The organism is Pseudomonas sp. PDM03 (genome assembly GCF_014852385.1).
Taxonomy (GTDB): domain Bacteria; phylum Pseudomonadota; class Gammaproteobacteria; order Pseudomonadales; family Pseudomonadaceae; genus Aquipseudomonas; species Aquipseudomonas migulae.
Genome location: NZ_JACVBM010000007.1, coordinates 163,439 through 184,742, shown reverse-complemented (window position 1 = coordinate 184,742; position 21,304 = coordinate 163,439). Strand labels below are relative to the sequence as shown.

Annotated in this window: 22 protein-coding genes; 13 read left to right on the top strand and 9 right to left on the bottom strand. The window is 60.0% G+C overall.

Annotated elements, in window-relative coordinates:
* The first annotated feature begins 4 nt into the window (after window positions 1–4).
* The 9 genes from IB254_RS13300 (at window position 5) to IB254_RS13260 (ending at window position 11,346) form a co-directional block, all read left to right on the top strand.
* A complete protein-coding gene (locus IB254_RS13300; RefSeq protein ID WP_192417596.1) occupies window positions 5–1,057 on the top strand; it encodes an ABC transporter substrate-binding protein in 1,053 nt (350 codons plus the stop codon).
* A 36-nt stretch (window positions 1,058–1,093) separates the two neighbouring features.
* A complete protein-coding gene (locus tag IB254_RS13295; protein WP_192417595.1) occupies window positions 1,094–2,152 on the top strand; it encodes an ABC transporter substrate-binding protein in 1,059 nt (352 codons plus the stop codon).
* Between the two features lie 375 nt (window positions 2,153–2,527).
* Window positions 2,528–4,798, top strand: coding sequence for a TonB-dependent receptor (locus IB254_RS13290; protein WP_192417594.1), 2,271 nt, complete (start codon window positions 2,528–2,530; stop codon window positions 4,796–4,798).
* Between the two features lie 372 nt (window positions 4,799–5,170).
* Window positions 5,171–7,633, top strand: a complete 2,463-nt coding sequence (locus IB254_RS13285) for a TonB-dependent receptor plug domain-containing protein (RefSeq protein WP_192417593.1) — start codon at window positions 5,171–5,173, stop codon at window positions 7,631–7,633.
* Between the two features lie 225 nt (window positions 7,634–7,858).
* A complete protein-coding gene (locus tag IB254_RS13280; RefSeq protein ID WP_192417592.1) occupies window positions 7,859–8,620 on the top strand; it encodes an ABC transporter permease in 762 nt (253 codons plus the stop codon).
* Between the two features lie 9 nt (window positions 8,621–8,629).
* Complete coding sequence (locus tag IB254_RS13275; RefSeq protein WP_192417591.1) at window positions 8,630–9,391, top strand: ABC transporter permease; 762 nt, start codon at window positions 8,630–8,632, stop codon at window positions 9,389–9,391.
* A gap of 13 nt (window positions 9,392–9,404) precedes the next feature.
* On the top strand, window positions 9,405–10,199 hold the full coding sequence (locus IB254_RS13270; RefSeq protein ID WP_192417590.1) for an ABC transporter ATP-binding protein: 795 nt from the start codon (window positions 9,405–9,407) through the stop codon (window positions 10,197–10,199).
* 341 nt (window positions 10,200–10,540) lie between these two features.
* A complete protein-coding gene (locus IB254_RS13265; RefSeq protein ID WP_192417589.1) occupies window positions 10,541–10,702 on the top strand; it encodes a hypothetical protein in 162 nt (53 codons plus the stop codon).
* Window positions 10,699–11,346, top strand: a complete 648-nt coding sequence (locus tag IB254_RS13260) for a helix-turn-helix domain-containing protein (protein WP_008029123.1) — start codon at window positions 10,699–10,701, stop codon at window positions 11,344–11,346. The genes IB254_RS13265 and IB254_RS13260 overlap by 4 nt, the downstream gene beginning before the upstream one ends.
* A gap of 452 nt (window positions 11,347–11,798) precedes the next feature.
* On the opposite strand, the gene IB254_RS13255 is transcribed toward IB254_RS13260, so the two are convergent.
* From IB254_RS13255 to IB254_RS13235, 5 genes are all read right to left on the bottom strand, one after another.
* The gene (locus IB254_RS13255; RefSeq protein WP_081500240.1) at window positions 11,799–12,308 is read right to left on the bottom strand and encodes a hypothetical protein; all 510 of its coding nucleotides are present in this window, start codon (window positions 12,306–12,308) and stop codon (window positions 11,799–11,801) included.
* A 492-nt stretch (window positions 12,309–12,800) separates the two neighbouring features.
* Complete coding sequence (locus tag IB254_RS13250) at window positions 12,801–14,147, bottom strand: glutamine synthetase family protein (protein WP_192417588.1); 1,347 nt, start codon at window positions 14,145–14,147, stop codon at window positions 12,801–12,803.
* Window positions 14,148–14,170: 23 nt separating this feature from the next.
* Window positions 14,171–14,725 carry a helix-turn-helix domain-containing protein gene (locus IB254_RS13245; protein ID WP_192417587.1) on the bottom strand — a complete coding sequence of 185 codons (555 nt, stop codon included), beginning with the start codon at window positions 14,723–14,725 and terminating at the stop codon, window positions 14,171–14,173.
* A 26-nt stretch (window positions 14,726–14,751) separates the two neighbouring features.
* Window positions 14,752–16,041 (bottom strand): NAD(P)/FAD-dependent oxidoreductase, encoded by a 1,290-nt coding sequence (locus IB254_RS13240; RefSeq protein WP_192417586.1) that lies wholly within the window; start codon window positions 16,039–16,041, stop codon window positions 14,752–14,754.
* 182 nt (window positions 16,042–16,223) lie between these two features.
* Window positions 16,224–17,426, bottom strand: a complete 1,203-nt coding sequence (locus IB254_RS13235; protein ID WP_192417585.1) for an NAD(P)/FAD-dependent oxidoreductase — start codon at window positions 17,424–17,426, stop codon at window positions 16,224–16,226.
* 266 nt (window positions 17,427–17,692) lie between these two features.
* Here IB254_RS13235 and IB254_RS13230 point away from each other — a divergent pair, with 266 nt between their 5' ends.
* Window positions 17,693–18,250, top strand: coding sequence for an RrF2 family transcriptional regulator (locus tag IB254_RS13230; protein ID WP_192417584.1), 558 nt, complete (start codon window positions 17,693–17,695; stop codon window positions 18,248–18,250).
* 106 nt (window positions 18,251–18,356) lie between these two features.
* On the opposite strand, the gene IB254_RS13225 is transcribed toward IB254_RS13230, so the two are convergent.
* Window positions 18,357–18,692 (bottom strand): hypothetical protein, encoded by a 336-nt coding sequence (locus IB254_RS13225; RefSeq protein ID WP_008044852.1) that lies wholly within the window; start codon window positions 18,690–18,692, stop codon window positions 18,357–18,359.
* Window positions 18,693–18,763: 71 nt separating this feature from the next.
* The gene (locus IB254_RS13220; protein WP_192417583.1) at window positions 18,764–18,982 is read right to left on the bottom strand and encodes a hypothetical protein; all 219 of its coding nucleotides are present in this window, start codon (window positions 18,980–18,982) and stop codon (window positions 18,764–18,766) included.
* 170 nt (window positions 18,983–19,152) lie between these two features.
* On the opposite strand from IB254_RS13220, the gene IB254_RS13215 reads away from it, so the two are divergent.
* Together IB254_RS13215 and osmE are read left to right on the top strand one after the other, a co-directional pair.
* Window positions 19,153–19,392, top strand: a complete 240-nt coding sequence (locus tag IB254_RS13215) for a hypothetical protein (RefSeq protein ID WP_192417582.1) — start codon at window positions 19,153–19,155, stop codon at window positions 19,390–19,392.
* Window positions 19,393–19,406: 14 nt separating this feature from the next.
* On the top strand, window positions 19,407–19,766 hold the full coding sequence (gene osmE, locus IB254_RS13210) for an osmotically-inducible lipoprotein OsmE (protein WP_192417581.1): 360 nt from the start codon (window positions 19,407–19,409) through the stop codon (window positions 19,764–19,766).
* A 43-nt stretch (window positions 19,767–19,809) separates the two neighbouring features.
* Here osmE and IB254_RS13205 read toward each other — a convergent pair whose 3' ends face one another.
* The gene (locus IB254_RS13205) at window positions 19,810–20,013 is read right to left on the bottom strand and encodes a hypothetical protein (RefSeq protein ID WP_008029102.1); all 204 of its coding nucleotides are present in this window, start codon (window positions 20,011–20,013) and stop codon (window positions 19,810–19,812) included.
* Window positions 20,014–20,236: 223 nt separating this feature from the next.
* On the opposite strand from IB254_RS13205, the gene IB254_RS13200 reads away from it, so the two are divergent.
* A complete protein-coding gene (locus tag IB254_RS13200; RefSeq protein ID WP_192417580.1) occupies window positions 20,237–20,599 on the top strand; it encodes an NUDIX hydrolase in 363 nt (120 codons plus the stop codon).
* 6 nt (window positions 20,600–20,605) lie between these two features.
* On the opposite strand, the gene IB254_RS13195 is transcribed toward IB254_RS13200, so the two are convergent.
* Complete coding sequence (locus IB254_RS13195; RefSeq protein ID WP_192417579.1) at window positions 20,606–21,304, bottom strand: alpha/beta hydrolase; 699 nt, start codon at window positions 21,302–21,304, stop codon at window positions 20,606–20,608.

The window sequence follows — 21,304 nt, the reverse complement described above, 5'->3', positions numbered from 1 at the left end:
ATTCATGACGCAAGCCCTCGACACCCTCTGGTACACCCGCTGCCCGGTCCCGACCGGGCTCGGCATCGCCGTGCAAAAAGGCTGGCTGCAAGACACCGTCGGCGCGCTCGGCACCGAGGTTCAATCGCTGCGCGAGTCCACTGACAAAGCGGTTCGCGAATCTCACTTCGATCACACCTTGCGCAACTCAGTACGCCACGGCGGCAACATCCCGGCGATCTGGGCCCGTGCGCAGGACCGGGAAACCCGGGTCATCGGCCTGTCCTGGGCTGACGAAGTGCAACTGATCCTGACCCGCGCCGACAGCGGCATCAAAACCGTCAAGGACCTAAAGGACCGTCGTTTCGGCCTGCCGGACTGGGCCGGCGCGCAGATCGACTTCACCCGCGCCCAGGCCCTGCGCGGCCTGGAAAACGCCCTGAAACTCGAAGGCCTGCAAGTCGGTGACGTGCAATTGGTGAACTTCCGTTATGACGGCACGTTCAGCGACCCGCAGGTGCAAACCGTCAACGGCACACCGGTCAGCGCGCAGCGGGTCGAGGGCCGTAACCTGGAACTGGTGGGCCTGCTGCGCGGTGAAGTCGATGCGATTTTCCTCAAGGGCGCGAGTGCCGCCCGGCAGGCCCACGAGTTCGGCCTGCACACGGTGATCGACACCGGCTCGCACCCGGAACCGCTGATTCGCAGCAACAACGGCACCCCGCGCACACTGGCCGTGGACCTGAACCTGCTGGACCAACATTTCGATGTGGCCACCGGCATTCTTGATTCGGTGCTGCGCGCCGAACAATGGGCGCACACCCACCCGGAAGAAACCCGTCGCTACCTGGCGCGGGAAACCAACAGCAGCGAGTACTGGGTCAGCGCCGCGTATGGCGACGACGCGCACCTGCGCCTGTGCACCGAGCTCGACGAACAGGCCATCGCCGCGTTGCAGGATTTCACCCACTTCCTGCATCGCTGGCGCTTCATCCCTAAAAGCTTCGACGTGCGCGACTGGATCGATCCACGGCCGCTGCAAGCACTGCTGGCAACACCCACCGCACTGGCTGGCTAACCCGCCGGATTTCATGGATTGGAACTGAAGACCCTTATGAGCAAACCACTCGATACCCTTTGGTACACCCATAGCCCGGTGCCCACCGGGCTTGGCATCGCCGTGCAGTCCGGACGTCTGGCGGAAGCCTTTCTGCCGTTCGGCACCAATATCCAGTCCTTGCGCGAGTCCAGTGAACGGGAAGTTCGCGAAGCTCATTACGACCATCACCTGAAAAATTCGGTGCGCCACGGCGGCAATATTCCAGCGATCTGGGCCTACGCCAGCGGCGTGCAAACCCGCGTACTGGGGTTGTCCTGGAGCGACGAGGTGCAGTTGATCCTGACCACTGCGGAAAGCGGTGTGAAGAGCATTCGCGACCTGAAGAACCGCCGCTTCGGCCTGCCGAAATGGGCCAACGTGCAGATCGATTTCACCCGCGCCCAGGCCCTGCGCGGACTGGAAAACGCCCTCAAGCTTGAAGGCCTGGAGGTGTCCGACGTCGAGCTGGTGGATTACCCCTACGGCGGTACTTACAGCGACGATCAAAAACAGCATGTCTTCGGCTCGGAAGTCAGCCTTGGTGTCACACGCTTCAGCAAGCGCAACAACGAACTGATCGGATTGCTGCGCGGCGACATCGACGCGATTTTCCTCAAGGGTGCGCACGCCGTGCACCTGGCGAACGAATTCGGTTTGCAGGTGGTGGTCGATACCGGCTCGCACCCTGACCCGTTGATTCGCTCGAACAACGGCACGCCACGGACCCTGACCGTGGACACGCACCTGCTGCACGAACATTTCGATGCCAGCGTGAAAATCGTCGACACCGTGCTGCGCACCGAGCAATGGGCATGGGCCAATCCGGAAGAAACCCGACGCTTTTTGGCGCGGGAACTCAATACCAGCGAGTATTGGGTGGCCGCTGCGTATGGTGAAGATGCGCATCGGCGTTTGCGCACGACCCTGGATGCGCGCTCGATTGAAGCGTTGCAGGATTTCACCGATTTCCTGCATCGCTGGGATTTCATTCCACGCCGGTTCGATGTGCGCGACTGGATCGATTTCAGTGTGTTGGAAAAGGTGATTGGTTCGACGTCGCGATTGGCGGTTTGAGGTTTTTTGTCGTTTGTGAGGGCCCCATCGCCGGCAAGCCGGCTCCTACAGGAACACCGATAACCTGTAGGAGCCGGCTTGCCGGCGATGGCGTATTCAACATCACCGCATTGCTCGCCTGGCAACACACCCCCGCCCCACTCCTGCTGCTCCAGCAACACCCGCCAAGCAACTTTCTGCTGAATCCCCGACAGGCACTTAGCGCCAGACTGGATCCAACTAACTCACTTATTAAAAATCGCCTGTAATAGCAACTTCAAAAAACTATTTAATCCTTTTATTTCAATAATTTAACAAAACTAACATCCCTGAAAAATAATCTGGCACGATCTCTGCTCTACCCCTATTAGCGAAACTTTAACGGGGGAGATTCACATGCATAAACTTAATCCAATCACCAAGAGTATCTGGTTAACCTTGCTGCTGTCCGGGGGGACTGTCAGCGAGGGGCTGCTGGCGGCGCAATCCAAGGACGCAGACAGCGACAAGACCACCACGGAGCCTTCACTCAAGACGGTCACCGTCACCGCTCAACACCGGGAAGAAACCCTGCAAGAGGTTCCGGTGGCCGTGTCGGCGGTACAGGGCACCAGCCTGGTGGCCGATGGCGTGCGCAATATCGGCGACATCACCACATTCGTTCCCAACGTAGCGGCGAAGAACCCCGACGGCGATGGCCGGCCGCGTTGGTACATTCGCGGCCTCGGCACCGGTGATACGGGCGCGGCCACGGTGTTCCCGGTGGGGATCTACGCCGATGACGTGTACCTGAACGCGCCGATTGCCGGTGGCGGGCCGTTGTTCGACCTGGAACGCGTGGAGATTCTGCGCGGTCCGCAAGGCACGCTGTACGGCAAGAACACCACTGCCGGCGCGGTGAACATCATTTCCAAAAAGCCGACTTTCGACACTGACGGTTTCGGCACCATCGGCTTCGGCAGCAAGAACGAACGCATCGTCAGCGGTGCCCTCGGCGGCGCGCTGGTGGATGAAAAACTCGCCGCACGGGTGGCGCTGTATTCCGAAGAGCGCGACGGTTTCCAGAAGAACCTCGTCGACGACAACACCTACGGCGACGTCAACAAGAAAGCTGTGCGCCTGCAATTTCTCGCGCAACTGAATCCGGACCTGGAGGCCCTGTTGAAGATCCACAGCCGCGAATTCAAAGGCGATGGCAGCAACGGCTCGCTGGCCGTCGGGCGTTACTACAACGTCGGTTATCAGCGACCCAACGGGCGCGACACCGCGCTGAACGTCAACGAGGATTCCAAGCTTGATCACGACGGCACGTCGCTGACCCTGAACTGGAATTTGGGTGATTACACCCTGACGTCGATCAGCGCTTATGACTACATCCGCGGCCAGTCCACCAGCGACGCCGACTACACGCCTTTTGAGGTGAACGGCGCGGCGATTTCCGACAACAAATACACCCAGTACTCGCAAGAAATCCGCCTGGCCTCGCCGCAGCAGGAAACCCTGCGCTGGCTCGCCGGCGCGCATTACTTCCACGAAGACCTCGACAGCTCGGCCCAGCGCATCATCACGCCCGGCCCGACGCCCAACGGCACAGGCTCGAACCAGACCGGCGGCGCCACCGATTTTCGTGACCTCAACTTCGACCACACCACCGACAGCTATGCGTTGTTCGGCAACCTGACCTACGACTTCACCGACGACTTCAGCGTCACCGGTGGCCTGCGCTGGACCCAGGAAAAGAAAGACATCGACCTCAACCTGACCCAACTGACCCGCACCACGGCCAACGGCCCGCTGGTGCCGCTGGGCGGCGCCGGCACCAACGGCAATCGTCAGGAAGACAAGACCTGGGAAGCCTGGACCTACGACCTGACGCCGGAATACCGGATCAACGACAACGTGCGCGTGTTCTTCCGTTATGCCCACGGTTTCCGTTCCGGCGGCTTCAACACCGGGCTGTCGACCAGTCTTGCGCAACTGACTACGGTCGATCCGGAACAACTCGACGCCTACGAAATCGGCCTCAAGTCCGAGTGGTTCGACCACCGCCTGACGGCCAACGCCAACATCTTCTACTACGACTATTCGGACATTCAGGTGAACCTGCTGACGGTCAACAACGGCGTGTTGACCACCGCGCTGACCAACGGCGCCAAGGGTACGGTCAAGGGCGCCGAGCTGGAGCTCGAAGGCCAGCCGACGGACTACCTGCACTTGCGGGCGGCGGTGTCGTTCCTCGACACCGAGTACACCGATTTCAAAAACACTAACCCGACCACAGGCGCCGTCACCGGTGACTACAGCGGCAACAGCTTCGTGCGTTCGCCACGCAACGTGGTGTCGCTCGGCGCCGATTACACCTTCCCGCTGGAAATCGGCGGCAAGCTGGTGGCCGGCGGTGACGTGAGTTTTCGCGACAAGGAATACTTCCTCGCCGATCGCCAGAGCAGCGCCGACAAGACGCTCACCCAACCCCATTACACCTTGGCCAACACCCGCCTGACCTGGTTCAGCCCGGATGAAAAACTCAGCGTCACGGGTTTCGTCAACAACCTCACCGACCGCCGCTACCAGGTCCATGGCCGGCCCAACGGCACCCTCGGTCAGTACGTCATCACCTACGGCGACCCGCGCACCGTCGGCCTGAGCGTGACCAGCCGTTTCTGACGCCCCCTCTGTAGGAGCCGGCTTGCCGGCGATGGGGCCTTCAAGCCTTGCATAGCCAGTAAGGACGCCATCGCCAGCAAGCCGGCTCCTACAAGGATTGTGTTGCTCTCGATTTCCGTGACACCGCTTCCCCCTGTAGGAGCTGGCTTGCCAGCGATGAGGCCTTCAAGCCTTGCGTCGCCAGTGAGGACGCCATCGCCAGCAAGCCGGCTCCTACGAAGGATTGTGTTGTTCTCATTTTCCGTGACACCGCTTCCCCTGTAGGAGCCGGCTTGCTGGCGATGGGGCCTCAAGGCGCGCATCGCTCATGCGGTCGCCATCGCCGGCAAGCCGGCTCCTACAGGGGCTGCGGACCTTTTAAGGACTCTGCTCATGTTCCATCGCACTCCGTTGGCCGGCGCTATTGCGCTGGTCATTGGCAGCCTTGCCGTGCCTGTTTCGGCTGCCGAAACCCAACCCACCGCCAGCGGCGATCACCTGGACACTGTCGTGGTGCTCGGCACCCGGCGCAGTGATGTCACCGCACTGGAAAGCGCCGCGCCGGTAGACGTCCTGACCGGCGAGCAATTGCAGCAGACCGGTGCCAGCGACCTGTCCGGCGCGCTCACGGCCCTGTCGCCTTCGTTCAGCTATCCGCAATCACCCCAGGGCGCGTTCGCCGGTTCCATCGCTCAGGGCGCCTCTTTGCGTGGCCTGGCCTCCGATCAGGTGCTGGTGCTGGTCAACGGCAAGCGCCGCCACACCAGCGCCAACGTCACGCGGCAAAGCCTGGTCAATGGCCGTGGCGCCGCCGCGGTCGACCTGAGCCTGATCCCCTTGAGCTCGATCCAGCGCGTCGAAATCCTGCGCGACGGCGCTGCCGCTCAATACGGCTCTGACGCCATCGCCGGGGTGATCAACATCGTGCTCAAGGAAAAGGACGACGGCGGCAATCTGGGCTACCGCTTCGGTGGCTACGACAAGGGTGACGGCATCCAGCGCAAACTCAGCGGCTGGAAGGGTTTCGCCCTGCCCAACGACGGCTTCCTGACCCTGAGTTTCGACGCCGGCAGCCAGGACCCGGCCAGCGACACCAACCCTGACAACCGGATCTTCTACCCCGGCTCCACCAGCATCAACACGCCGCGCGAGCAGAACAACCGCTACCGCACCTGGCGCTGGGGCTCGGGCAATGTCTCGGACCAATACAACTTCGCCGCCAACAGCGAAGTCAGCATCGGCGACGGTCTGACGGCCTACGGTTTCGCCACCTACTCGCACAAAAACACCGACGCCGAAGGCTTCTTCGACCCGCCCACCACCCTGCGCAACAACTACAGCAGCACCGCGTTGCAGCGCTTCCCGGACGGGCGCCTGCCGATCACGCGCTATTCGCTGGAAGACTATGCGCTGACCGGCGGCCTGCGTTACGAAGACGACCTTCTGGGTAAATTCGATTTCGCGGTGAACCATGGCAACAACACCCTGAAGTCCACCGACCGTAACGCGATCAACCCCAGCTGGGGCGCCACCAGCCCGGAAAAAATCTTCACCGGCGAACGGGAGGCCGATCAGACCAACGTGACGCTGGACTGGGTGCGGGATTTCCCCACCGACCTGCTGTTCAAGCCGCTGACGCTCTCGGCCGGCCTGGCCTGGCGTCAGGAGAATTACGAGCTGAACGCCGGCGAAGCGGCTGGCTGGCAGAACGGCCCGTTGTTCAACACCGTCGACCCGGTCACCGGCCGGCGCATCCCGGGTTACTACTCGGGCATCACCCAGGTCGATGCGGCTTCACTGGACCGCAACGTGCTGGGTGCCTACGTCGACGTCGAAGGGCAGATCACCGAGAAATTCCAGGCCGGCGTCGCGGTGCGCACCGAGCACTATTCGGACTTCGGCGACACCACCAACGGCAAACTGTCGCTGCGCTATGACTTCACCCCGCAGATTGCCGCACGGGCCACGGCCAGCACGGGTTATCGCGCACCGTCGCTGGTGCAGAGCGGCTTGTCTTCGTTCAGCGTGCAGGTGGTCGAGCAGCCGCCCGGCAGCGGCAACTTCGTCGAAGTGCAACAACGCACATTGCGCGCCGACAGCCCGGAAGCGGCGCTGCTGGGCGGCAAGTCGCTGAAACCGGAAGAGTCCACCAGTTATTCCCTGGGTCTGGTCTGGCGCCCGTTGGCCAATGCGTCGGTGACGCTGGACGCCTACCGGATCGACATCGACAACCGCATCACCCTCTCCGATCAGTTGCCGGCGGCAGTGGTGTCGCCGATTTTCGCCGGCACGCCCTACGCGAATATCCAGAGCGCGGCCTTCTACACCAACGTTGCCGATACCCGCACCGACGGGGTCGAGCTGATGGGTAACTATCAGCTGGAGCTGCAGCAATGGGGCCGCCTGAACCTGAGCAGCGGCATCAGCCAGAACAACACGAAAATCACCGCGTTGCGCGATGTCGGCAACATCAAGGGCTCGCAGATTGTCGGCCGTACCACCCAGGGCCTGATCGAGGACGGCACACCGGAAACCAAACTGGTGCTGAGCGCCAACTGGCTGTTTGATGAGTGGGGGGTGACCGTGGCTCAGCGTCGTTACGGTGAATGGAAAAGCCTCAACGCCACCAACCCGACCCTGGACCAGACCTACAGCCCGCAATGGGTCACGGACCTGGATGTGTCGTACACCTTCAACAAGGCGCTGAAGCTGTCGGTGGGCGCGATCAACCTGTTCGACACGCACCCGGACAAGGCGGAAGGCGCGCAGTTGTACGGCGTACCGAAATACTCGATCACCAGCCCTGAAGGTGCGCAGGGTGCGTTCTATTACACCAGCTTCAGTTACGAGTTCTGAGGCGGGTGCTGATGGGGTGTTGCTGGGGCAGCAATGGGTGCTGGTGAAGCACCACCGCTCTTGTAGGAGCCGGCTTGCTGGCGATGCGGTCAGCACGGTTTCGGGTGTCTATGACGCCGTCATCGCCAGCAAGCCGGCTCCTACAGGTGTGTGCCCGTCAAATGCATCGCGGATGGCACACCTCTTGCGATACCCCTGCGGTACTTCGCCGAAATAAGACCCGCCATGCGTACCCGACGTCTGTTGTTTTCCCTGACCTGGCTCATCTCCCCTGCCGCCCTGCTGTTGCTCTGGGCGGTGGTGGCCGAGGTCGGGATTTTCCCGCGCAACCTGCTCGTCCCGCCCGCTCAGGTGTGGCAGACCTTCGAGGAACTGTCGGCCAGCGGTGAGCTGCTCGACCACTTGCTCAACAGCCTGTCACGGCTGGGGCTGGGTTTCGGCATCGGCTCGCTGCTGGGCCTGGCGTTCGGGGTGCTGATGGCATTGTCGAAGAACGTCGAGATCTACTGCTCGCCGCTGTTCCACACCCTGCGCCAGATCCCCAGCATCGCGCTGATACCGATGTTTGTGTTGCTGTTCGGCATCGATGAAACCTTCAAGATCATCATCGTCGCCAAGACCGCGTTCTTCCCGGTGGCGCTGGCCGCCAGTGAAGGGGTCAAGGCCATTCCGCGCAGCTACTTCGAAGTCGCCGATGTGTATCGCCTGCGCTGGCCGACGTTTGTCCGCGCCATCGCCCTGCCCGCTGCCGCGCCGCCGATCATCACCGGTTTTCGCATCAGCCTGACCCGCGCCTGGGTGGTGTTGGTGGCCACCGAGTTGCTGGCCGCCGACAGCGGTCTGGGGCAGATGATCGAAATGAGCCGGCAGATGTTGCGCATTGATGTGGTGATGGTCGGGATTGTGGTGACCGGCGTTATCGGTTTCGCCCTGGACTTCACCTTTCGCCAACTGGAACAGCGGCTGTTCCGCTGGCAGAACCGCTAGGAGCCGATGATGATTCGATTGCTTGCCAAATCCCGCGGCCTGCTGCTGCCGCTGCTGTTGATCGGCAGCTGGGAATACCTGTCGCGCCAGGGTGCCGCCGGCGCGTACGCCTTTGTGCCGTTGTCGGCGATCGGCGCGGCGTTGCTTGAACTGTTGGCCAACGGCGAGTTGCTGGTGAACCTGCTGGCCAGTCTGGCCCGCACCAGCACTGGCCTGGCACTGGGGATTGTCTTCGGCGTGTTGCTGGGGGTACTGATGGCGCTGTCGGCAGTGGCCAATCGGCTGGTCGGGCCGCTGTTTCATTCGATCCGCCAGGTGCCGATGCTCGGCTGGATTCCGTTGATCGCCATGTGGTTCGGCAATGGCGAGTTTTCCAAAGTGTTGATCGTCAGTCTCGCGGCGTTCTATCCGATGGTCCTCAACACGTATCAGGGTTTCAGCCATGTCGAGAAGCGCTATCGCGAGGTCGGCCAGGTGCTGGTGCTGAGCCGCTGGCAACGCTTTCGTCATGTGCTGCTGCCGGCGGCGCTGCCGAGCATTGCCACCGGCGTGCTGCATGCGCTGGCGTTTGCCTGGGTCACTGCGGTAGGCAGCGAACTGTTCCTGTCTTCGGGCGCCGGCCTGGGCAACCTGATGATGAACGCCGAAGCCGGCTCACGCATGGAAGTCATCGTCCTCAGCGTGCTGTGCATCGGCCTCTGCGGTTACCTGATGACCCTGCTGTTCACTCTTCTTAGCCGCCATCTGCTGCGCTGGCGCAACATTCGCTGAAAGGCCGATAACCATGAACGCAATTGCCCAACACGCTGTGCCACACAGCACCTCATTACACACCGGTGCGCTGCAGATTCGCGGCCTGAGCAAGGCCTACCGGATCGAAGGCCAGCCTTTGCCGGTGCTGCAGCATATCAATCTCGACGTGCGTCCCGGTGAGTTCGTCAGCATCGTCGGTGCCAGCGGTTGCGGCAAGTCGACGCTGCTGCGGCTGGTCGTCGGGCTGGAGGACGACTATGAAGGCGACATTCTGCTGGATGGCAAACGGGTGGTCGGCACCAGCCTGGAACGCGGGATCGTGTTTCAGGACCATCGACTGTTTCCGTGGATGACCCTGAGCCAGAACATTGCCCTGGCGCTGAAAAACCATCCGTTGTCCAAGGCAGAAAAGGACCGTTTGGTGGCCGAGCACATTGCGCTGGTCAACCTCGAAGGTTTTGAAAACGCCTACCCTCACCAATTGTCCGGCGGCATGGCGCAGCGCGCGGCCATCGCCCGCGCGCTGATCAACCAACCGAAAGTGCTGCTGCTCGACGAACCCCTCGGCGCCCTCGACGCCTTGACCCGGGTGCGCCTGCAACACGAGTTGCAACGCATCTGGGTGCAACAGCGCTGCACGGTGATCATGGTCACCCACGACATCGAAGAAGCGCTGTACCTGGGCGACCGGGTCATCGTGATGGACGCCCACCCGGGCCGGATCAAGCACGAAATCAAGGTCGACCTGCCCCACCCACGGGACCGGGCTTCAACGGTTTTGCAGGGGTACAAGGAACAATTGCTGGAGGAATTGGTGGGGCATTAAACGCTGGACCTGTAGGAGCCGGCTTGCTGGCGATTGAAGCGACGCGGTGTGTCCGATGCGCCGCCATCGCCGGCAAGCCGGCTCCTACAAGGTCATTTGATAAACACAGAATCCTGTAGGAGCTGGCTTGCCAGCGATGGCGTCTGGCTTGATATACCGCGTCGATCCGATCGCCAGCAAGCCGGCTCCTACAGGATCAGGGGGCATCCAGAGGCCTTCTGGCAGCTGGCTTTTAAAAGAACCAAAAGGAATTAATAAATACATAAACAGTATTTATCGTTATAAAAATATCCGCGTAGTCTCAGACCATCCCGTCATTCACCACGACAGTGAAGAGCCCTATGAATCCGACCGCCAACATCATCGACTTCGCCAGCTACCGCAAACGCAAACAAGCGCAGCAATGGGCGCGGGCCATGTGGGAAATGTACGCACGCAATGCTGGCCTGCAGGCCTTTCAGTGGGTTCAGGCTTCGCGTTCGACCGAGACTCGTCAGGCGTGAATACACAAAACCCCTCGCGCTTTCTGGCGAGCGCTGACGAACCCGTGCTGGACCTGAACAACCTCGAATCACTGGAAGAGGACCCGATCTGCGAGCGGGTCGCGCAAAACCTGCAACGCCTGCGGGGCAAGCGTCACCTGTCCCTCGACGCCCTTGCGCGACAATGCGGTGTGAGCCGGGCGATGCTCGCGCAGATCGAATCCGGACGCAGCGTTCCGTCGATCAAAGTGCTGTGCAAAATCGCCAAAGGCTTGAAGGTATCGGTGGCCGCGTTTCTCGAACATCGGGCCTTTGAAGGGGTGGCCGTGTTATCGGCGAGCCAGAGCAAACGCCTGGTCAGCGCCAGCGGCGCCTTTGTCAGCCGTGCGCTGTTCCCGTTTGACGTGGCGCGCCAATCGGAGTTTTACGAACTGCGCTTGAGCCCATTGGGAGAGGACGTTTCCGAGGGCCATGGCCCCGGCGTCCAGGAGAACCTGGTGGTTTCGCAGGGCGTACTGGAAATCAGCGTCAACGACGAACGCTACCTGCTTTCCACCGGCGATTCGATCCTGTTTTACGCCGACCAGCCCCACCGCTATCGCAACCCGGCGGACAGTGAAGCGGTGGCGTATCTGGTGGTGACGTACCCGGAACGCCTTGACTGACAAAACCGGCTTGCGGGTGATGGCGGCTTTGCTGGCGCCATCGCCGGCAAGCCGGCTCCTACAGGGTAGGTGGTCAACTCCAACTCATCGAACGACGCAAACATTGTAGGAGCCGGCTTGCTGGCGATGGCGATCTCAAGTACGCCTTCGCCGGCAAGCCTGGCTCCTACAGGGCCGTGGTTGCCGCTATTTTTTCGGACGACATCAAACTGTAGGAGCCGGCTTGCTGGCGATGGCGATCTCAAATACGCCATCGCCGGCAAGCCTGGCTCCTACAGGGTCGTGGATACCACCAGTTTTTCGGACGACATCAAACTGTAGGAGCCGGCTTGCCGGCGATGGCGATCTCAAGTACGCCTTCGCCGGCAAGCCTGGCTCCTACAAAACAGGACATAAAAAAGCCCGGCCAATCTGCATTGGCCGGGCTTTTTAATGGCTGCTGTCGCTCGGGATCAGCAGGTGCAGCACATCATCGGCATGCCATTGCAGCTCATCATCATCGGCATGCTGCAATCGTTCATCATTTTCATCATCAGGGTGCAGCAGTTTTTCATCATGTCCATGTTCATGCCCGCCATCGGCATGATTTTGCACATCATGCCGTCAGCCATCATGGTGCATTCCATCACGCACTTCATCGACGGCATCGGCATGCCCATCATCGGCATTGGCATCATCATGTTCATCATCGGCATGGCCATGGCCGCCTGGGACATGCACATCATGCTCATGTTGCCGCAGTGCATCATCATCGGCATGCCGCAGTTCATCATCATCTGCATCATTTCTGCGCTGTTCTTGAACATCGCCATGTCCATGCCAGCGGCAGGCATCATTTTGCACATCATGCCGTCGTCCATCATTTCGCACGTCATGGTCGCCATCATCATCGGCATGCCCATCATCGGCATCATCGGCATGTTGGCGTTCATCGGCATTTGCATCTGCATGGCGTTCATCATGGTGTTGTTCCCCAAAGGTTTGAATAGTTGGACGAAGCTGATGGGGGCGATTCTAAGGATTGGACCGCGGGCAACAAGATGACCATCGAACAGCGGAATTTGATGCTGGGGCAGCTTTAACGAGGTGGATGGAACGTCTATTTCTGCCATGACCGCCATTCGGATTTGATTGCAGACACAACCCGATCCACAACGCGGATTTCACGGTTATGGATATGCAGAAGAGGTCTATTCAAATAACCGAAAGAAATAATCGTTCTAACTGAACGAATAATTTTTGAAGCACCGCTTATTTCAGGCAAAAAAAATCCCAGGCAGCTGATGGACGCCTGGGATTTAAAAATGCATAAACCGTGGTGGTGAACGCGGTGCGGATATTACGGAATATTTCACCGTGTAACAAGATATTTTGACTCACCAGCCGGTTACTAATCTTTCCAAGTCCTTAAATATCCACACTTTTTTTAAGGTCGAGTGACGACAAGCGGTCAACTACAAGTACCAGCGATATTCACGCGCATTGATGTCCTGCATAAATGCCAAATGGTCCTGACGCTTGTTTTCGCAGTAGACATTTACAAACTCCGCACCCAATCCCTCACGCAACTGCGCGTTGTTTTGCATGGATTGAACGGCCTCCAGCATCTCCAGCGGGAAGTTGATGCCACTGCTGCGATCTTCATTCAACGGTGCTATCGGTTGACGACCGGTTTCGAGTCCTTGTTCCAACCCGACCAGAATCGCCGCCAACACCAGATACGGGTTGGCATCGGCACCGGCGAGGCGATGTTCGATGCGCAGATTCCTCGCGTCCGACTCAGGAACCCGCAAGCAGGCGTCCCGATCTTCGAAGCCCCAACTGGCACGCGTCGCGACATTCACGGTGCCGCTCAAGCGACGCAGCGCATTGTGGTTCGGCGCGAAGATCGGCATGCAATGCGGCAACAGTTCAAGGCAACCGGCCACTGCATGGCGCAGCGGCTGCTGGTCATTGGCCGCTAAAAGGTTATTGCCCGCCTCGTCGTACAGGCTCACATGAACATGCATGCCGCTGCCGGGGTGTTGCAAGTAAGGCTTGGCCATGAAACTGGCGCGGTAGTTGTGTTTGAGCGCCACGCCACGGGTGCTGCGGCAAAACAGCGCCGCCCAGTCGGCAGCCCGCAGGCCGTCATCCAGGTGGCCGAAGTTGATCTCGAACTGACCCGGGCCCAGCTCGGCAGTAATCACCGTGGTGTCGATGCCTTGCGCCCGCGCCGTCTCGACCATTTCATCGAGCACTGGCGCAAACCGGGACAGCCGCTCGATGTGCATGTTCGGCTGATCGTCCGCATCGTCGGTCAGCGGATCGCGCGCAAACTGCGGCAAGCCGTCACGCAACTGGCGATCGAACAGGTAGAACTCCAGTTCGAAAGCCACCACCGGGAAAATCCCTTTGCCAGCGAGGCGCTCCAGCACTTGCGCCAGCACTTCCCGTGGCTCGAAGACGATCGGTTTTTCAGTGCCGCTGGAGGTGATCAACATCTGCCCCAGTGGCTGTTTTTCCCAGTCGACGATTTTCAGCGTACCCGGCACCAACCGACGGGGCGCATCCGGGTCGCCGTCGTTGAAACAGTAGTCGCCGATTTTGAACAGCCCGCCTTGAGTGCCGAGCAATACACAATTCTGCGGCAGCTTGAGCGCGCTACCGGCGGCGACCTTTTCGAGCATCTCGATCGGATAGCGCTTGCCGTAGAAATGCCCCGGGATGTCCAGGGAAATCAGGTCGACGTAGCGCACATCCGGAAAGCGCTGCCGAAATGCGCGCACTTCAGCAACCAGATCAGAGCAGACAGCATCCATCATGTGGTTCCTTGTTGTTTTTATCAGGTGTAAACCCAGAGCACCCGGGTGAGCTGATCGGTGAGATTGCCGTAGCGGCAATGGGTATGGCTGGCGAGTTGAAAGCTGTCCCCGGCCCCCAGGGTGACCGGTTGATTGTCATCCAGCCAAAGTGTCAGTTGTCCTTCGAGCACGTAACCGCCCTGCTCCGAGCTGTCATTCATGTGCCGGTCACCGCTGCTGGCGCCGGGTTCGAGACGACTTTCGAGCATCGAGAACGAGGCGCGCATTTTCGGCGAGACCAGGATGTCGGTGATGCCGTCGGCGTAATACAGCGTGCGGCGCTCGTCCGGCCGGGTCACCCACGGCAAGGCCATGGGTTTGGGCAGGCTGTAGAAATAGGTGGTCGGCACGCCGAGGGTTTCGCTGATCGCGGTCAAGTCCGCTACGGTCGGCCGTGACAATCCACGCTCGACTTGCGAGAGGAAACCGACAGAGCGACCGATCTTGTCCGCCAGCTCCTTGAGCGTGTATTTTTTGTGTTTGCGCAGGTCCTGAATCAGGATCGCCAGCGCCGAAATCTCTTCTTGCATGTCCATCTGAAAGCTTCCAGAAAATGTGCGTTTCAAAGGCTGTCGCGCAACCGATACCAGGCCTTGCCGATGGCCTCCAGCGGCGCCGCCATGTATTTGCCGCCGGGGAAGCTGCCGTTGAGCAGGCCCTGATACAAGCCCAGCTCATCTGCTTGGCCGAGTATCGCGTCGGACACGGCGCGGGCGCCGGCCAGGGTCGGCAGCACACCGTGGCCCGAATAACCCTGCAGCCAATAGAGATCGCCGCGTCGGCCAATGTCAGGTGTGCGTTTGAGCGTGAGGTCGATATGCCCGCCCCAGGCGAATTCCAGTTCGACGCCCTTGAGCTGAGGAAATACCCGTTGCAGGAACGGCCGGGTCGCGGCTGCGATGTCCTTCGGCATGCCGCCCAGGTAGGTGCAACCGCCGCCGAACAGCAAGCGGTTATCCGGTGTACGACGGAAATAATCGAGAACGAACTGATTGTCGGTGACGCAGACATTGCTTGGCAGGAGCGCGGTTGCCTGTGCTTGCGAGAGCGGCGCGGTGGCCACCTGATAGGTGCCGACCGGCAACACACAACTTGATAGCTGCGGATCAAGCCGGTCCAGATAGGCGTTGCACGCCAGCACCAGCACATCGGCCCGGATGCGCCCGCGCTCAGTGGCGACCACGTACCGGCCACCCTCCTCGCGGTAATTCAGCGCCTTGCTTTGTTCATGAATACGACCACCGGCGCGCTCAATGGCAGCCGCCAGGCCGAGCGCCAGTTTCAACGGGTTCAGGTGTCCGCCTTCAGGATCAAACAGGCCCGCCTGATAGCGCTCGCTGGCGACCCATTGCGGCAACTGCTCACGGGGAATGAATTGCAATCCATCATGGCCCCATTTGTGGCTCGCCTCGTGTTGCCACTCGGTCAGCAGGCTCACCCGTCGCGGCATCACCGATGTCCAGAGGTGGCCGGGCCGATAATCACAATCGAATTCATGCCGGGCGGGCAGCGCGCGCAGTTCCTGCGCGGCCCAGCGCATGCCGTCCCATAAGCGTCGCGCGCGCTCATAACCCAGCGCGGCCTCCAGCGGCTGCATATCGCACGACCAACCGAGAATGGCCTGGCCGCCATTACGCCCCGACGCCGCCCAGGCCACTCGACTGGCTTCCAGCAGCGTCACGCGCTTGCCCGCCAGGGCCAGTCGCAATGCTGTGTGCAAACCACTGAAGCCGGCGCCGATGATCAACACTTCGGTGTCGTGCTCGCCCTCCAACGCCGCACGTTCCACCAAGCGATCTGCGCAAGTGTGTGCGTAATAACTGGCGACGTGGCGGGTGGATTGCTGGAACATGCGGGCCTCATGAAATTTTATTATTTAAATTTCATGAAAAAATACACACGTTATTTCACGAACGCAAGAACCTGTAGGAGCGAGCCTGCTCGCGATGGTGTGTCAGTCAACCCAATGTGGCTGACACTCCATCGCGAGCAGGCTCGCTCCTACAGGGATTCGGGGGATTTCCGCTCAGCGACTCAAGCGATCGGGATCAGCGGATCTGCTGCGGCCCATGCGGTTGCACGATCAGCTGCCGGCGGGTAGATCCACACGGTGTTGATCTGCGTCTTCAGGTTCTTGCCTTCCTGTTTCACCAGTTTGACCTGACGGTCCCAGCCCTCGGTGTACACCGCGCCCCAGGCACCCAGGTCCAGGCAGGTGACGTATTTGGGTTGGCTGTACGGCGTCGGGTCCACGCCCAGGATCTGCGCGGCAACGTTATTGCCGGCGTGACGCCCCAATACGATGGCGTGTTGGCAGGTCATCAACGCATAGTTGCCGATGTCGTCGGACGCGGCATAAGCCACATCGCCGGTGGCAAAGATATCGTCCTGACCGATGACTTTCAGGTGGCTGTCCACGTGCAGACGGCCCAGGTGATCGCGTTCGGCCGGGATCTGCTCGGTCAGCGAACTGGCGCGCACGCCGGTGGTCCAGACCACGGTTTTGGCTTCGATACGCTGGCCGTCGCTCAAAGTGACACCGCTGGCATCGACGGAAAGTACCGAAGCCTTCAAATGCCATTTCACGCCGGTTTCAATACTGGCCTCTTCGATCGACTTGGCGATTTCAGCCCCCATCGACCCGCCAATTTTCTCGCCGCGATCGACGATGATCACCTCGACGTCAGCCTGATCGCCCAAAATGGCACGCAGACGTGCGGTCATCTCGGTCGCCGTTTCAATCCCGGTGAAGCCGCCGCCGGCCACCACCACGGTGTTGCGGGCTTTGCTTTCCGGCAGGCTGGCCAGAGATTTCAGGTGGTTTTCCAGGCGCACGGCTTGTTCGATCTGGTCGACATCGAACGCATGTTCAGCCACGCCGGCGGTCGCCGGAATCGCCAGACGGCTGCCTGTGGCCAGAACGAGTTTGTCGTAGCTGCACACCTGTTTCGCACCCGAGGCGTCGACATAACCCACGCGTTTTTGCTCGACGTCGATGGTTTCCGCAGCGCCCTTGATGAACTTCACGCCCACCGCATCGAACAGCTCGCCAATCGGCGCGGCCAGTTGGTGCGCGTTCGGCTCATAGAACCGCGGACGCACGCGCAGCTCGGCCTGCGGGGCCAGGACGGTGACTTCTACGTCCTTGTGACCATGAATGTCGAACAGGCGTGTGGCGCTCAAAGCCGTCCACATGCCACCGAAACCTGCGCCGATTACCAGAATGTGCTGCTTCATCTTTAACTCCGTGAGAAGGCCGATCAATGAATTCGTAGAGGTCGTGCGCTTGCCAGTGCCGACCGAGCAACTACGACTGTATTGATCCTAGTTAATTAACGCAATCGGTTTTTTCTGATGGTTGCCATCGAAAGGTTCGATGGCTCGACCGAGAGAGCCTTTACCCACGCACAAGGCGTAATTCACAGAGAGATGCGCCGCCGGGATTCGTTGCCTGCCTAACCTTCAGCTGCTAACATTTACGACAAGATTAGTCGGAGATCCAAATGTCTCTTTACAGCGCTGGCGTTGAGTACGGCATTCATTGCCTGATTTTCCTGGTGGGCAATTGCGGCGACACCCGTGAGGCGAGCGTGCGTGACCTCGCAGAACTGCAAGGCGTGCCACTGGACTATCTGGCGAAAATTTTCACCAAACTGGCCAAGGCAAAACTGGTGGTCGCCACTGAAGGCGTGCGCGGCGGGTTCAAGCTGGCCCGGCCCTCCGACGAAATCAGCGTGCTCGATATCGTCAATGCCATCGACGGCCAAAAGCTGATTTTCGATTGCCGGGAAATTCGCGGGCGTTGCGCCCTGTTCGAAGGTTCCGCCCCGGATTGGGCGGTGTCAGGCCATTGCTCGGTCCATGCGGTCATGATGACGGCGCAGAAACGCATGGAAGACGCTCTCGCCCAGCAGACCATCCTGGATCTCGCCAGGAAAGTCGGACGAAAGGCGCCCTCGGAGTTCAGTGCTCAGGTTGATAACTGGATGAGTGATCGCCGGGACAAGAAAAGCGCAGCCCCGGTCGCTGACGAGCAGACCATTGTGGTTACCAACATTTGAAATGTGTTTGGCGACTGACGCCATCGCCAGCAAGCCGGCTCCTACAGGAAATTGCGGTGTCCTTGTAGGAGCCGGCTTGCTGGCGATGGCGATCCATCAAACGCCGCTATAAACAGTCACGAACCGCCTGACGCAGTGCGCCTGACTTGGCCCATGGCGGCCCTTGATACAGCGAAACCCGGCTGCCGTCTTTCGATTTCACGATATCCAGAATTTCGTCGGCCGTGATGATGCTCGGCGCCTTGATTCGGTAGCCATTGGAAATCGGCGTTTGAGTCGTATTGGAAATTTCTTTCTGCCACGCCGGCAATACGCAGGCGGCATACTCCTTCGGCGCCTTCTCACTGTATTTGCTGACATTCGGCTCACCCGGCACCAGTGACGCAGGCAAGGAACACCCCGCCAGTAACGCCACCACGACTCCCGCAATCAACGTCCGCATGACACCCCCCTATTTTGAAAAAAAGGAAATGTAGCGCGTCGTCTTGCAGACATCCATTCATTGAACCTTTCTCAATGTTTATCGTTGCTCTGGCCGGGATGCGCAGCAGGCCGCTCGTTCAGGAAAGTCATCCATCGTTCATACGCTTCGTGCTGCCATTGAGTGACCCGCTCCCATTCCGGGCCGCTGAGTTGATGAGCGGAAATCAGCTTCATCATCTCCGTGGTCGCTGCGTCCAGTTCGACCATCAGCTCATGCGCGTGAACCCTGAAGTCATCGGTCGTCGTCATTTGAAATTGCCTCGCCCCGGCGGAAATTCGCCACTTCAATACGACAGCAAATCTTTTCGCTCGCGTGCATCTTCCCGACCAAAGGCAGCATTGGCAGTTCGGACGAACAAAACGCCCTGTCCAGGGAAATGGGACTAAAATTTCGTAGCAGAGGTTTTCTGGAGATCGTCATGTGGCTCAACGAATCTGAAAACGAACTTCGACGTGACCTGCAAAGCGTTGCATCGGACCTGAGGTGGTCAGCGGTGGAGCTTCTACGCCTGGCAGACCAGCTGCGTCAGGCCGGAAATGATGTGGATGCGCAAGCGGTGATGAGGCTGTGCGACCTGTTTCAGGGCGACGAACAGCGTTTGGCAGGCTATGCCGAAGAAGTGAAAGCCAAGACCATCAGTCGCAACAAAGCTCACTGAACAGGAGCGCGGCCATGAACAAGCCTTTATTCGCGCTGGTTGTCGTACTGGCAGCGCTGGCAGGCTGCAGCACTGAATCACGCCTCTATGGCGACCTCCCGTTGGTCGCCAAAGTCGAGACCGGAATGAGCAAGGATCAGGTCGAGCAAATCGGCGGGCCGCCTCACACCATCACCGAGCGCACGGCTGTGCCTGGCACTTGCTATGACTACAAGCTGACGAAAGCCGGCCATCAACAAGCGTACAACGTCAGTTTCGATAACCGGGGCAAGGTCGACCACACCAGTTTCATCACCTGTGCGGAATGGAGCCGCCTGCAAACAAAAGCCAGGGAGTCTTCCCATGGCTCCAGCGGGGGCGGCGGCGGTTATTGAGCAGAAATGAAAAGCCCCGGAAAAAACCGGGGCTAGAAGCGTTTTACTTAACCGTCGTCTGGTTGCTCGCCGGCCTTTTGGCCCGGGATTTGTAACCGGGAAGTGCCGCGGCAAAGGCCAGTGCCTCTTCCCGGCTGGCAAAAGCGCCCAGTTGGTCACCTTGGGTGCACACCCGCCATGGGCCATTGCTTACGCTGAGTACGTCATAACCGTTCATGTGCATCTTATTCAGCATCGGAACGCTCATAAGCTACCTCCATTCTTCGGTACTGATGTCCAGGATTGACCTGTCTACCTTACACCCACCCTTTACCGAGGTGCCGACCAGACGTCGCGACAGGATTCCGCCATTCGGTTGCACTTTCCGCCTCTGTGACACCTCCAATCATCTAAGAGGCCCGTGCAGCCGTGGGCGGCCTGAATATTGCATTTTTATTACTGATTTATGACAACAAGCACTCAGGTAACACATGAAAGTACGCGCAACCGTCATTTGTGAGCAGGACCGGCACATTCTCCTGGTGCGCAAGCCAAGGTGTCGCTGGACGTTGCCCGGCGGAAAGGTCGAGCCCGGAGAGACCACGGCAGGCGCCGCCATGCGTGAACTTCAGGAAGAGACCGGGCTTGGGGTCGACGACATGCTGTACCTGATGCAACTGGAAACGGGCGGCACCCGACACCACGTTTACGAGGCGTCGGTGCTCAACTCGTCTGAGGCCCGGCCACAAAACGAAATCTTCGACTGCCTGTGGTATCCGCTGGACGCCGTGCAGAACCTGAACACCAGCGACGCCACGCTGCGAATCGTCAGAGCGTTTCAGCGTCGCCTGTAAGGTGGATCAGGCCTTGGCCACTGCCGTTGCCGCCTTGTCGATAAACGCCGCCACTTCGACCGGCATCGAGGCAAGCGACGCGTGACTGGCGTGCAACGTCAGGATCTCTTTGGCGTTCAACCGTCCCGCCATCCACTGCTGGTTTTGCGGCGCGATCATCCGGTCGTCGGTCGACACCTGATACCACGACGGTTTGTTCTTCCACGCCACCGTAGTGATCGCATCGCCAAACGTGCCGGCCAAGGGGGCTTTTTGGGTGATACCCATGACCAATCCTTCTGCTGCGGGCAGGTCCTGGCAGAAGCTTTCGTGGTAAAGCTCCGGTCTGACCCACAAATAACCATCACTGTCGGGGGCCAGGTTCGCTGCGGCAGCGGGTGGATGCCGTTGAGTGATGGCGCCGGGACTTTCACCCGCATCCGGCGCGAACGCGGCGATGTACACCAGACCCACGACATTCGCTTGATCGCCGGCCTCAGTGATGACCGCACCGCCATAGGAATGCCCCACCAGCAACACCGGCCCCGCTTCTTGCGCGACCATTTTGCGCGTGCGTTCGGCATCATCGGCCAACGACGTGAGCGGCATCTCGACCGCGCGGATGCGGGTGTAGCCCTTGTTCAACAGTTCGGCGATAACCTTGTTCCAGTGGGCGGCACCGCCCCAAAAACCATGGACCAGCACGATCGTGGGTTTTTCACTCAT

Coding starts and splice junctions, on each gene's coding strand:
- IB254_RS13195 (WP_192417579.1), bottom strand. CDS start 21,304: ATGAGTGAAAAACCCACGATCGTGCTGGTCCATGGTTTTTGGGGCGGT.
- IB254_RS13275 (WP_192417591.1), top strand. CDS start 8,630: ATGATTCGATTGCTTGCCAAATCCCGCGGCCTGCTGCTGCCGCTGCTG.
- IB254_RS13245 (WP_192417587.1), bottom strand. CDS start 14,725: ATGGACATGCAAGAAGAGATTTCGGCGCTGGCGATCCTGATTCAGGAC.
- IB254_RS13220 (WP_192417583.1), bottom strand. CDS start 18,982: ATGACGACGACCGATGACTTCAGGGTTCACGCGCATGAGCTGATGGTC.
- osmE (WP_192417581.1), top strand. CDS start 19,407: ATGAACAAGCCTTTATTCGCGCTGGTTGTCGTACTGGCAGCGCTGGCA.
- IB254_RS13250 (WP_192417588.1), bottom strand. CDS start 14,147: ATGGATGCTGTCTGCTCTGATCTGGTTGCTGAAGTGCGCGCATTTCGG.
- IB254_RS13225 (WP_008044852.1), bottom strand. CDS start 18,692: ATGCGGACGTTGATTGCGGGAGTCGTGGTGGCGTTACTGGCGGGGTGT.
- IB254_RS13295 (WP_192417595.1), top strand. CDS start 1,094: ATGAGCAAACCACTCGATACCCTTTGGTACACCCATAGCCCGGTGCCC.
- IB254_RS13230 (WP_192417584.1), top strand. CDS start 17,693: ATGTCTCTTTACAGCGCTGGCGTTGAGTACGGCATTCATTGCCTGATT.
- IB254_RS13290 (WP_192417594.1), top strand. CDS start 2,528: ATGCATAAACTTAATCCAATCACCAAGAGTATCTGGTTAACCTTGCTG.
- IB254_RS13300 (WP_192417596.1), top strand. CDS start 5: ATGACGCAAGCCCTCGACACCCTCTGGTACACCCGCTGCCCGGTCCCG.
- IB254_RS13205 (WP_008029102.1), bottom strand. CDS start 20,013: ATGAGCGTTCCGATGCTGAATAAGATGCACATGAACGGTTATGACGTA.
- IB254_RS13285 (WP_192417593.1), top strand. CDS start 5,171: ATGTTCCATCGCACTCCGTTGGCCGGCGCTATTGCGCTGGTCATTGGC.
- IB254_RS13215 (WP_192417582.1), top strand. CDS start 19,153: ATGTGGCTCAACGAATCTGAAAACGAACTTCGACGTGACCTGCAAAGC.
- IB254_RS13270 (WP_192417590.1), top strand. CDS start 9,405: ATGAACGCAATTGCCCAACACGCTGTGCCACACAGCACCTCATTACAC.
- IB254_RS13280 (WP_192417592.1), top strand. CDS start 7,859: ATGCGTACCCGACGTCTGTTGTTTTCCCTGACCTGGCTCATCTCCCCT.
- IB254_RS13265 (WP_192417589.1), top strand. CDS start 10,541: ATGAATCCGACCGCCAACATCATCGACTTCGCCAGCTACCGCAAACGC.
- IB254_RS13200 (WP_192417580.1), top strand. CDS start 20,237: ATGAAAGTACGCGCAACCGTCATTTGTGAGCAGGACCGGCACATTCTC.
- IB254_RS13255 (WP_081500240.1), bottom strand. CDS start 12,308: ATGATGAACGCCATGCAGATGCAAATGCCGATGAACGCCAACATGCCG.
- IB254_RS13240 (WP_192417586.1), bottom strand. CDS start 16,041: ATGTTCCAGCAATCCACCCGCCACGTCGCCAGTTATTACGCACACACT.
- IB254_RS13235 (WP_192417585.1), bottom strand. CDS start 17,426: ATGAAGCAGCACATTCTGGTAATCGGCGCAGGTTTCGGTGGCATGTGG.